This is a genomic window from Pedobacter terrae, assembly GCF_900100705.1.
GTDB lineage: Bacteria > Bacteroidota > Bacteroidia > Sphingobacteriales > Sphingobacteriaceae > Pedobacter > Pedobacter terrae.
Genome location: NZ_FNCH01000041.1, coordinates 1 through 10,674, shown reverse-complemented (window position 1 = coordinate 10,674; position 10,674 = coordinate 1). Strand labels below are relative to the sequence as shown.

The 10,674-nt window shown below is 36.5% G+C and carries 11 protein-coding genes and 1 pseudogene; 8 read left to right on the top strand and 4 right to left on the bottom strand.

The window, feature by feature from the left end; translation table 11 throughout:
- Positions 1 to 183: 183 nt before the first annotated feature.
- Positions 184 to 1,122 (bottom strand): type VI secretion system baseplate subunit TssG, encoded by a 939-nt coding sequence (locus BLR60_RS24370; RefSeq protein WP_090505159.1) that lies wholly within the window; start codon positions 1,120 to 1,122, stop codon positions 184 to 186.
- A 118-nt stretch (positions 1,123 to 1,240) separates the two neighbouring features.
- Here BLR60_RS24370 and BLR60_RS24365 point away from each other — a divergent pair, with 118 nt between their 5' ends.
- Positions 1,241 to 2,134 carry a TssN family type VI secretion system protein gene (locus BLR60_RS24365; RefSeq protein ID WP_090505157.1) on the top strand — a complete coding sequence of 298 codons (894 nt, stop codon included), beginning with the start codon at positions 1,241 to 1,243 and terminating at the stop codon, positions 2,132 to 2,134.
- 19 nt (positions 2,135 to 2,153) lie between these two features.
- Positions 2,154 to 3,293 carry a hypothetical protein gene (locus tag BLR60_RS24360; protein ID WP_090505154.1) on the top strand — a complete coding sequence of 380 codons (1,140 nt, stop codon included), beginning with the start codon at positions 2,154 to 2,156 and terminating at the stop codon, positions 3,291 to 3,293.
- A gap of 208 nt (positions 3,294 to 3,501) precedes the next feature.
- On the opposite strand, the gene BLR60_RS24355 is transcribed toward BLR60_RS24360, so the two are convergent.
- Positions 3,502 to 3,921 carry a hypothetical protein gene (locus tag BLR60_RS24355; RefSeq protein WP_090505152.1) on the bottom strand — a complete coding sequence of 140 codons (420 nt, stop codon included), beginning with the start codon at positions 3,919 to 3,921 and terminating at the stop codon, positions 3,502 to 3,504.
- A gap of 271 nt (positions 3,922 to 4,192) precedes the next feature.
- On the opposite strand from BLR60_RS24355, the gene BLR60_RS24350 reads away from it, so the two are divergent.
- The 6 genes from BLR60_RS24350 to BLR60_RS24325 all read left to right on the top strand — a co-directional run bounded on the left by BLR60_RS24350 (position 4,193) and on the right by BLR60_RS24325 (position 8,938).
- Positions 4,193 to 4,960, top strand: coding sequence for a glycoside hydrolase family 11 protein (locus BLR60_RS24350; protein WP_090505149.1), 768 nt, complete (start codon positions 4,193 to 4,195; stop codon positions 4,958 to 4,960).
- Between the two features lie 120 nt (positions 4,961 to 5,080).
- The gene (locus BLR60_RS24345) at positions 5,081 to 5,605 is read left to right on the top strand and encodes a hypothetical protein (protein ID WP_090505146.1); all 525 of its coding nucleotides are present in this window, start codon (positions 5,081 to 5,083) and stop codon (positions 5,603 to 5,605) included.
- 1,089 nt (positions 5,606 to 6,694) lie between these two features.
- Entirely contained in the window at positions 6,695 to 7,057 is a 363-nt protein-coding gene (locus BLR60_RS24340; RefSeq protein WP_090505144.1) for a 4-fold beta flower protein, read from the top strand.
- A gap of 159 nt (positions 7,058 to 7,216) precedes the next feature.
- Positions 7,217 to 7,939: a TIGR04255 family protein gene (locus BLR60_RS24335; RefSeq protein WP_090505141.1), complete on the top strand. Its 723-nt coding sequence runs from the start codon at positions 7,217 to 7,219 to the stop codon at positions 7,937 to 7,939.
- Positions 7,940 to 8,293 (top strand): hypothetical protein, encoded by a 354-nt coding sequence (locus BLR60_RS24330; RefSeq protein WP_090505138.1) that lies wholly within the window; start codon positions 7,940 to 7,942, stop codon positions 8,291 to 8,293.
- Between the two features lie 3 nt (positions 8,294 to 8,296).
- On the top strand, positions 8,297 to 8,938 hold the full coding sequence (locus BLR60_RS24325) for a hypothetical protein (RefSeq protein ID WP_090505135.1): 642 nt from the start codon (positions 8,297 to 8,299) through the stop codon (positions 8,936 to 8,938).
- Between the two features lie 234 nt (positions 8,939 to 9,172).
- Here the strand turns inward: BLR60_RS24325 and BLR60_RS24320 are convergent, their stop codons facing one another.
- A complete protein-coding gene (locus tag BLR60_RS24320) occupies positions 9,173 to 9,643 on the bottom strand; it encodes a site-specific integrase (RefSeq protein WP_090505132.1) in 471 nt (156 codons plus the stop codon).
- A pseudogene (locus BLR60_RS24315) lies at positions 9,541 to 10,305 on the bottom strand (phage integrase SAM-like domain and Arm DNA-binding domain-containing protein); the annotation flags it as partial. The pseudogene BLR60_RS24315 and the gene BLR60_RS24320, both read right to left, overlap by 103 nt.
- Between the last annotated feature and the right edge of the window lie 369 nt (positions 10,306 to 10,674).

Genomic DNA, 10,674 nt, shown 5'->3' with positions numbered 1-10,674 from the left:
CTAAAAATATAATTATCGGGGAATAAAATCAGGTAATATTCATCTTTAGAAGTTAGTAAATATTTAGATTACGACAGACATGCGGATTTTAGGAGCTATCGGATTGAGATGATAGCATTTGCGATGGTTGCAGGATTGCTTCATGCCTTGCCATGACGATCTTGACCAGTGTTAATAGAATCTTTAAAGATAAACCGTATAACCTAGAAAAGCACGCTCGCCATCTTCACTCAATACCGTTTCCTGTAAATCGGGCGCGGTAAGGAGTTCAACATTTACCTCTGTATCTACAGGCATTAAGTAGTTTATAGCCATATCCAAAATGGCCCTGTTCTTTTGCCCTGGAATAAAATTGACCAACTCCTGCGGGGAAGTCGGGCCAATGTTAATATTGAAAGATTCATGTTCTGGCATAAAACTATCTCCTATAATGGTATCAATGCCCAATGAGCCAGAGCCCAACTGTATTTGCAGGTCGTCTGCAATTTTTATGGGCTTAACATTAGCGGTAGCATCTACAATCGTAATTGGCAAGTTAAACAATGCGGTAAGCACTTTTGATACAAAATCGATATCGCTTCTTTTCTGTTGGATTTCCGGCAACAAATGCATCCAGATAATACTCTGCTCTTTGTTTAGGAGATTAAACTCATCCCATCCAAATTCGAAAATCCGGCTTAAATCAGAATAGGTTGTTTTTTTATCGAGCATATTTTCATATAGCTCGGTCATGATTCTTACGTGATTAATTTCGGCATCAAATGGGGTAAAAAATAATCGGGCCTGCTTTTCTTCCTCCCTCCTTTCCCTGATATCCTTAATCATCGATTCTTCATCCATACCAGCACTACCTGTTGGCGGCCGGTGGAAAAGACCTTCGGGCAGCATATCATATAAGCCTTCCCTATTCACGTGAATACGGATACGATCGTGCCTTCTTTTTTCAGAATAATAAACGCTCGTTTCTTCAATGTCTTTTGCAAAAGCACGCTTATCTGGCCCTAACGGGATGATCTCGATACGATCGGCCGCTATAATATCACGTTCTATCAAATCAGCAGCGTGGGCCACTGCCTTGTAATCTGTAAAGAGTTCGTTATTTATAAAAGTTTCTTTTTTCATTTAAACTTTAAGCTTGCATTTTTGTTATAGATTAAATTTATCCATTATCGAAAAAATAAGACATTATATCAAATACTAAAGATACTATATTTGTACTACATCTCATCTATAAAAATTAATGGACGTTAAATCATTTTTTATTCGCTTTCTCCTGTTTCCGCTGATCTTTATGGTCTCAACGGCCGTACTCTCTATCATCAACAAGAAGAACCAGTTTTTAAACAACAAAAAACTTATTGTAAGTGTTCTAATTATCGGTATTATTTTAGCTATTCCGGGTTTTTTGGGCTTCCTCAATTTTAATTTCATGCCCTGGGGCTACATTATATGCTGTACTTTTTACATTCTTATGGGCGTCATATTTGTTTATTTACTAACCAAATATTACCCTAAAGATTTGCTGGAGCGTAAAGTATTCATCTTCTTTGCCACCCTGGTTGCGGCTATTTTATCGGTATACCTATACCAACTTGCTTTTAATTGGTTAAGCGCTGTAAATTTCGGCTGGTTTGGCGCGGGCAGCATCGCCTGCTTTTTTGTTCCGCTTCTTTTCTGGTGGGCTTATGTTTCCCTATTGAGTATTCCTTCCGAAATCTACAAAATATGGAGGTATCCTGATACCCCTTTAGACATCAATATGGATCATGTAGATTTCAACAGGCTTTTAGTGTTGGAGTTAGAACTCTATAAAAGGAGCACTGACCCTGAACCATTAAAGGTAAAAGTTAAGGCTGTAGAAAACATGAACTTCGGCATCTGGTTTCATAAGTTTATTGATGATTACAATCTGAAATTTGCCAAAAGCCCTGTCGAATTCAGGAGCGATGATCATGAGAACTATAAATGGATTTTCTTTATTAAAACTTCCTTTTTTAAACGTAATATTTTCATAGATCCCGATCTGGATATTATTGAAAATGGCATAACAGAGAAAATGACCATTTACGCAAAACGCGTATCAGAAAATGTAAATAAGCCTAACGAAGTTGGCGAAAGTGCTATCTTTATCTAATCTATAAAAAAATTTACCCATGATAAAGCCGCTTAAATACAAATCCATTAATTGGATTAATGGCATGAAGCTCTCCAGTGATCATTTTACGGTAAGCGATCTCTATTTGCAGGATTTTGTACGAGATGCCGTATCGCTACAGTTAAATAACAGCAATTACGGATTTCTACCCCCTTTTGCTGGTTATAAAAGCTCTCACGACATCGAAATTATCGAAAAAGCAACCAATCATATCGAAATTAGGGTGAGGTACTGTAATGCAGTTACACCCGAGGGCTGCCATATCGATATTACACAGTCTGACAATATGGATACTTTGGTCCATAACCATTACTTTGGACAATCAGAACCTCGCAACTATGTTATTTTATTGGTTGTGAGTCCGTTTAACCGCGTGCCTACAGGTACACCAAACCCTGAAGAAAGTCCAATCCGTTATCCTGAACTGACTAAAAACTATTCTATTACGGTTTTGCCAGAAAGTGAAGTAAGCTCGCAAACAGCAGACAGCTATTTTCTAACAATCGGACAGGTTTATTATGAAAATGGAAGATTATCTATCAACGCTAGTTATATTCCGCCTAGCTCAACCATAACTAGCCATCCGGCATTGATCAGATATTACGAATCGTTCAGTGTTTTATTAAACGATTTGCAGCTTGCTGCGTTCAAAATTATCGACAAAACGGGAGGACGTGATAATATTACACCCCTAGGCAAAAATATCCGCCTGATTTCTGAAAAGATTGTAGATTATATTGCCGGCTTATTTTACGAATACAGAAATATTGCCCACCGCGAATCGCCCGTTGTTTTAACGGGGTATTTTTCTAGTTTAGCTCATATCTTTTTTACTGCTATCAAACTGATTGATCCGCGTGAACGGGAAGAACTACTGAAATATTTTTACGAGTGGAAAGATGTTACCCCAGGAAATTTTGAAGAGCTTTTGGCTAAAACCATCGAACTGGTTTATGATCACAAACAGATTAACAACAGCATGGTAATGGTTAGCGAATTTATGAACGTATTGGTAGCCCTTTGGAATAAATTGAGCGGCTTAGAATACATCGGCCAGCGCAAAGAAAATATCGTAGTAGCCGAACAGCAGGTTGTACAACAGGTACAAGCCAGAAAAACCTGGACCTTGCTGGATTAATCTATTTTTCGAAATACACTTTATAATGAAGCTGTACCCAAAAAAATGGGTACAGCTTTTTTTTGATTCAAAATTAAGTAATGATTCTTTTGGATTTTACATGTGAGACTAGACTTTATTAAGCTTCATGAAGTATTGAAATGCCAGATCAAGTTTAAGGTTGATCATTTATGATAAGGCCTATAATTTGTGAATAGAATAAACAGGCTTAATTGAAAGCAATTTGACCCGGCCCAGAGATTTTAACGATGTGACATGCACATTTACCTCCACTCACTTTAACAACAACAGATTTAGTTTGCTGGGTATCTGCAGAGGTACCCGTAATTTTCAAATCATCTCCCTGTTCTGATAAGTCAAGTTTATTTTGGTCATCAACAATAATAAATACGCCTCTCGTAGTGCTGGTGGAAATACTGGAATTAGCGATCATTCTCTTACCTGTGCGTTGGTTTATTACGTTGAAATCCTTTACTTCAGCACCGCCCCCCTTATTATCTACGAATTTGATCATTATGGAAGCAAATTCCTCAGTACAGATCTTGTCCCCACAATCAGAAGTAGCTTTATTTTTTTTACAGGTTAGTAGCGTGATACCTACCAATAATGCTAGCGTTATTTTTTTCATGTTTATTTATTTTTAATCAAAAACGACACAATTTGTTAAAACGCTACAGGGAAGTGTAAATGAGCGAATTGAAGAATCAAAGAAAAGTAATTGCTAGCAAGCACCAATGTCCTTCGGCAGGAATCAATGTTAAACACTAAAAACTACAATATGACAAAATTAAAAATACAAATCAGGTATAAACATTTGTATAACAAATTTACTGATTATTAGCCATCTATCGGCAGTCAATACCTTTAATTTGCTTCCCTAACCAATTTATATATCAATTATGAAAAAACAAAACTTACTCACAAGCGTAACCAGGAAGGTTACTTTTGCGGTAGCTGCAACCATGGTGTTTGCAGGCGCTACAGGTTTAACTGGCTGTAAAAAAGATGAAAAGATGGCACCGGAAACGATTGTTACTACTCCTCCCGCTAACAAGGCAGTCGCCACGGTAGAATCCTACCAATCGGGTACGCATAACGGCTTTTTTTGGTCGCTTTGGAAGAGCGACGGCGCAACTGGTACAGTTAATTACGCCAACGGTACTGGTGGAAACTACAGCATTAACTGGAACGGATTTAACGGCAATTTTACCTGCGGTAAAGGTTATTCGGTAGGGTCACCAACCTATAAGATAGGATATAACCTGAGTACGTATTCAAACTCTGGAGGCGGTACTTTTGGCTGGTATGGATGGAGCAGAAGTCCGTATTACGAATATTATGTAAATGAAACATGGGGTGCAGTATCACCGCATACCGGTACTTACCTGGGCACATTTGAAACCGATGGTGCAGGCTACAATGTATGGACCAGATGGATGACGGGCAAAAACATCGACGGTGGAGACGGCTTCAGGCAGATTTATAGCTCCAGGGTTACCAAAACATCTACCGGACAAAACCACACCATTACTTTTGCCAACCACTATAATAAATGGAAAAGTTTCGGATATACTCTTGGCCAGTTAAATATTCCAGCTATTATGGTTTCAGAAACATGGGGTTCTAATACGAATGGCAATATTAATTGTACCATTTGGGCACAGTAAATATTTGTTTAAAACACTCACAACATACTGCCTGGGGCATAAGCCAGGCGGTATGTATTGTAGATGCTTCTATTCACTTACCTGAATTAAATACTTTTAATATTTCAACCATTAGCTACCATGAGATCCATCCTTTATTTTATTGCTTTTTTCATTTTTATCCTTTCCGCCTGCGATTCGCCAGGTCCTAAAAATGTAGACGGAAATAAAAACTCACTAATCGGAAAATGGCATCGGTTTTCCACCGCAAATGGCTATAGCGAATTTGATATTGATTCGAAATATGTAGTTTTCTATAACCAGAAAGTCGGCCGGTTCAAACTTCCGTATAAAATAGAAAATGATTCTTTAAAATACCTCACCAAAGATTATGTAGCAAAGATTACAAATTATGGTGACTCCGTTCTTTTGGAAGGAAATGATAGTACTCAAGCCGTTTTGCACAAGTTTAAAAAACCGGATATTCCTTTTAAAACAATTCCTGAACAAAAAGATTCTTTATCATTTGCTTCATACATCGCAGATTTCGATAAAAGATTACTAGTTGCGTTTGAGAAAGCCGGCATCAAGATTTCTAGTGCCATGGAAAGACAAGAGAGCCAGGCATACGAGCAACTGCTAAAAAAGAAAGCAGAAAGCAGGTAAAAGATTTTAATGGTTCGTATAGCATACTTTTAGCTGGCATTTCCCCTGGTGGCTTCAACCGGTCAATTTTTTTTGCAAATTTTAATGGTCTGCCAAAGAATTGCCGAACTGCAATGGGCTAATGGGATGAACCTCGTTAGCTTGTCGTAACCGCGCCTAATCAATTTCTGATACGCAAACGCGCTTTACTTTACCTTCTTTAATCAGGTTAGCTAGGTACCGATATCCGCTACCTGCCATCCATAGAAAACGAAAAAGCCTGGAAACATTTAATTTACGGGCTTTTAATTAAATAAAACTTTTTCGCGGAATGGACGGGACTCGAACCTCACCACGTAAACACCTATTTAATAATAAGTTAAAAATGACAAAATATAATGCGCTCGAAATGCACACCAATAAATCTTTTTAAGAACAACGACTTTATAATCAAATATATTAATAATTTATTATACTTCATGGCTATTATTTTTAGTTCCGGCGAGATCTAAAGTATCTGCCCAATATTGGCATGAAAAACTTTTTTTATATTAAAAGTGATTAGTCCTTTTAAAATCTGAATTAATCAAAAGTCTCTCGCTGTTTGCAAGTTAGGCGAATATTTATAGCAAAATGAATGATTGCATAAGCAAACAAAATACATTTTGTATTCAAGAACTTCTATTTCATAACTGGCTTAACGGAATATTTGGAGGCTTTTTATATTCCTATAATATATTTACAAATCTTTATTGAAGGATATTGAAAATCTAGATTTCGAAAACTATTACACCTTCATGCACTTTCAAAATAAAACGCAAATAATATCGATGATTTTCAAATCACCTCTTTACAACACATTCAACGGAACAACATCAGTTTTACCCGCATCATAAATCTTCAAATTCGATTAAAGCTTATTTAAGACTATCTCCGACTGAAACAAATTTGTCTTTAATCCTTACTATCACAAAAATTGCGATTTATAAAATTCAATCTATTCAAAGCTTTTAATTATTTGCCTCGAGCTAATTCCGCCATAAAATTTAACGTGGAATCTACGAGCTTGATGATTAAATTCGCTAATATTGCATAGTAGCTATTAAGAACATGGAGACAACCCTTTATACTAAATTTGGCCATCCAGTGATGTACATTTCTCCTCAGCACGGGTATGCGATATACAATTGGAATGGTCATGCATTATCTTATCTCGTAGATGATGCTATTTATGGCTGGAGGGGCAGGCATTTGGGCTGGTTTATTAACGGAATAGTTTATGATCTTAACGGATATAGGGTAGGCTACACTAAAGATACCTGTCCCTATGCTGTTTACATGGAATATGTTAAGTATGCTAAATATGCACAATATGCTAAATATGCCCGCTTTGCACCCTATGCACGACCAGCATTGAGCTGGTCGGATTCACCTGAAGATCTGGAAAGTTTTCTTTCCAAAGATAAGGTTTAGAAGACAATAATAAAGCTTTTTCAAACACATGAAGTAATTCATTGTTAAATATATGTTAAAGAATATTAAATTATTTTATTAATAACTATATTGTAACAATGGGAGAATGGTTAACTGTTTTTTTTTGAAATTTATTAACTTTGCCTACTAAATTAACAAATGTATAGTAACAGACATTTAAAAGAAGTGGTCTGCACCTTCAAATTCATACAAGGTTCCGTTAAGTGGGACAGTGCGTTTTTTGGCCAGTACTTCGATAAAATTATTGGCTACGGATTTACTGAGCGACAGGAAAAAAAAGGTATTGTCTTCCAGTTCAATCCTGCTATGGGTAATCAAGCATCAACTGTTCAGGAAGGAGAATCTCAGATGATTTTCCGGAATCCAGAAAAGAACTATGCTATTACAATGGGTAATCAATTTATCTCTTTTCACATCGTTTCCACTTATAAAAACTGGGAAGTTTTCAATGAAAAACTGATGAAGCCCTTCATGGAAAAGTATATTGAGCTTGGGATTTATGAAAAGCTTTTCAGCTGTCAGCTGGTTTACCTAAACAGCTTTGGCTTTTCACCAAATGATAACCTTTCGGAATATTTTATGGTGATTTCTAACCCACTAACACAGTTTGGTAGGGAAGCAAATGTACAAGTGGCCAAAAACTACATAACCCATAATGGGATAATCTTAAATTTAAGGATTACCCCACAACCTGCAGGCACAGACGGTCTAATTCCTTATATGCTCGAATGTGGGGCGACTGGTACCATGCAGGAAGGGGCAGACATAAAGGACTGGCAAAAAATATCTTCGGATGTCCGTCAACCGGTTCGTGATTTTTTCGAATCTATTATTACACACAAACTCAGAGGAATATTATAAATGGATTTTTCGGCAATCATACCACTCCCTGTCTCTCAAGGCAATAATATGTTTTCAAGTATCAAAATAGATACTGAACATACTGTGGAAGCACCAAGAAAAGTGGAGCTGTTGGATATTTTTGTCACACAGTTTCCCCGCCACTGTTCAGAAGACTTAAAAGTTGCAGATTATACTTTTACTTATTTTGAGGGTGCAAAAACAGATTTCATGATGAATCAGGATTACATTCAATCTCTTGCCGGTGATCTTTTTGGAGATACAAAAGCTCTGGAAATGTTTGAGCAGAACATCCTTAATCATTCTTTCGTAAAATCAATTAAAACAGCACCAACTAGATCAAACCGCTTATAACTTATGGCATTTGGTGAGCAGCAATGGAACAATCTCCTACCGTCCTACCTTACAAACGAGGCTAAGGGAAGGCTGCAGGAAGCCTTAGAACAATTCTATCCAGCAAACCGAACTGAAATATCGTATGATGATTTTTACAAGGATTATGGATATGAATATTTCATGCAGGGTGACATTCTTAAAGAAATCAGGAGTGCCCATTGGGATAAAGATAATGCATCCTATCAGAAAAGTTATCCTGATGCGCTTGTCCTTACCAACACCTGCGACATTTCATTTGAGAATAACCGTAACATTAATCCTAAACAGTGTCTGTTTGCCCCTCTGCTCAAATTGGATGATTATTTAGAGGATCTGAAAAACGCAGGTTACACAGATCAGAAAATAAATAATTTCAAAAAAAATCTGATTGCGCAAACTTATTCCAATTTATTTTACCTGCCCAAAACTGGTGTTGGTACAGCTGAAAGAATTGTGTTATTTGACAGGATATTCTGGTACCCCATAGAAGAACTAAAACCTCTCTTACCAACAATAAACGAGGAGCGTGAAATTTCACTTACACAGTATGGCTTTTATTTATTAGTACTCAAGCTTTCATATCATTTTTGCCGACTCCCTGAGCAATGCGATCGTGAAGCTTAAACTAGGTTAAGAAAGGTTTTGCTTTTTCTTCTTGGTTGAAAAAACAATCCCGCTTCTAGAATGCGAGTTAAAAAACTAGCCTATCAAATCGACTACTTTAATGATTATGCACAACAAAATTTGAATAAACTTTTAAATTTCGATTTCTATAGAGTTGTCTTAGAAAATATGTTTTTAAAGAAATTACTTTGATCTTAATATTTCAACCTTCTCAAATAGTAGAATGCATATTATCTATTTCAAAACACCAGTCAGTTTCTTCATATCATATGCAACTTTTTTGTCCAGTACCTTCGCGTAATGTTGAGTAGACTTGAGGCTGGAATGACCAAGCATCTTTGAAACAGTTTCTATAGGAGCCCCATTTGACAAGGTGACTGTAGTGGCAAATGTATGACGGGCACAATGGTGGGTGAGTTCTTTTGTAATCCCACAGAGAACTGATATTTCTTTCAAATAGGCATTTACTTTCTGATTACTGATCAATGGAAGCAGTCTACCAGTAATAAGTACTTTTGGATGGTCGTTGTATTTATCAATTATTTTTTCAGCTTGAGGTAAAAGTGGAATATTGGCCATTACGCCTGTTTTCGTTCTGTCCATCATAATCCATGTTGTTCCATCACCATCTTTAATAATCGCATCTTTTGTAAGTTTTGCAGCATCAACGTATGCAAGTCCTGTGTAGCAACTAAAAATAAACATATCCCTAACTTCCGCCAATCGCCGAATTTCAAATCCTTCTCAGTTAATCTCTTCATTTCTATGTCGCTCAGAAAGGTTCTTGCGGTCTTATTTATTGAAACTTTAAATGCCATAAACGGATCAGAATTAAGCCATTTATTAGCGATACAGAAATGGACTATCTTTTTAACCTTTTTGATATAGCCCATGGTAGTGTTGTGTCCGACTCCTTTTTGCGTTTTTAGATACATCTCCAGCGATGTAATGAATTTAAAATCCATAAGGCGTACATTGATATCACTGGTTTTATATTGGAATTGCACAAACAACTTTAATGATTTGAGACAAGTTGCATATTTAGTCAGCGTTGATGCAGAATAATCCTTACCAACCAACCTATGCATATTTTCATTATGCTCTTCAAAAATTTCCAGAAACATTTTCGCAGACCTATCTTTTCCAGTCAGATTTCTTTTTATCAGCTCTGGGTCAACAAGGTTCCCCTCAGTAAGTAAAGATCTCTGAATTTCATAAACCTTTGTTTGAAATGCCAAGAGATAAGCGTTAAATTCCTTTACCGAATCCTTTGTACCAACCATACATCCTTTTCTTGTGTTCCATTTTTCAGGACTACATTTTCTTTGAATAGCCAATTCGGATCTTTTTCCATCAACTGTAATTCTTAAATAAACAGGATCGCCTTCAACATATCCTCCTCTTCTTTTGAGGAAGAATACAAACTAAATTTTGCACTCATTTTAAAATAATTAAAAAGTTATAAAATAAGATTGTTGTTCTTTACAATCAAGATGTTCGGATTTCGAAAACCTTGATTAACAGATTCTTACACTATTATTGGTGCGCAAAATTTTCGAGCAGTAAAGTGGGATCAATACCAAAAGTTGTGTAGTAGGATTAAAACAGATAGCTTTGTTTTTTTTACTATTTTCATTTTACATGCCTTCTACCGTAGCCTCCTTACTCAATTTATTCTTACCGGATTTTATATTATCGAATTTACCATTACCGGTGTTGTAGAAGATCCTGACACC

Bases quoted from the DNA above. Each gene is read 5' to 3' on its own strand.
- BLR60_RS24370 (WP_090505159.1), bottom strand. From the start codon at position 1,122: ATGAAAAAAGAAACTTTTATAAATAACGAACTCTTTACAGATTACAAG.
- BLR60_RS24365 (WP_090505157.1), top strand. From the start codon at position 1,241: ATGGACGTTAAATCATTTTTTATTCGCTTTCTCCTGTTTCCGCTGATC.
- BLR60_RS24360 (WP_090505154.1), top strand. From the start codon at position 2,154: ATGATAAAGCCGCTTAAATACAAATCCATTAATTGGATTAATGGCATG.
- BLR60_RS24355 (WP_090505152.1), bottom strand. From the start codon at position 3,921: ATGAAAAAAATAACGCTAGCATTATTGGTAGGTATCACGCTACTAACC.
- BLR60_RS24350 (WP_090505149.1), top strand. From the start codon at position 4,193: ATGAAAAAACAAAACTTACTCACAAGCGTAACCAGGAAGGTTACTTTT.
- BLR60_RS24345 (WP_090505146.1), top strand. From the start codon at position 5,081: ATGAGATCCATCCTTTATTTTATTGCTTTTTTCATTTTTATCCTTTCC.
- BLR60_RS24340 (WP_090505144.1), top strand. From the start codon at position 6,695: ATGGAGACAACCCTTTATACTAAATTTGGCCATCCAGTGATGTACATT.
- BLR60_RS24335 (WP_090505141.1), top strand. From the start codon at position 7,217: ATGTATAGTAACAGACATTTAAAAGAAGTGGTCTGCACCTTCAAATTC.
- BLR60_RS24330 (WP_090505138.1), top strand. From the start codon at position 7,940: ATGGATTTTTCGGCAATCATACCACTCCCTGTCTCTCAAGGCAATAAT.
- BLR60_RS24325 (WP_090505135.1), top strand. From the start codon at position 8,297: ATGGCATTTGGTGAGCAGCAATGGAACAATCTCCTACCGTCCTACCTT.
- BLR60_RS24320 (WP_090505132.1), bottom strand. From the start codon at position 9,643: ATGTTTATTTTTAGTTGCTACACAGGACTTGCATACGTTGATGCTGCA.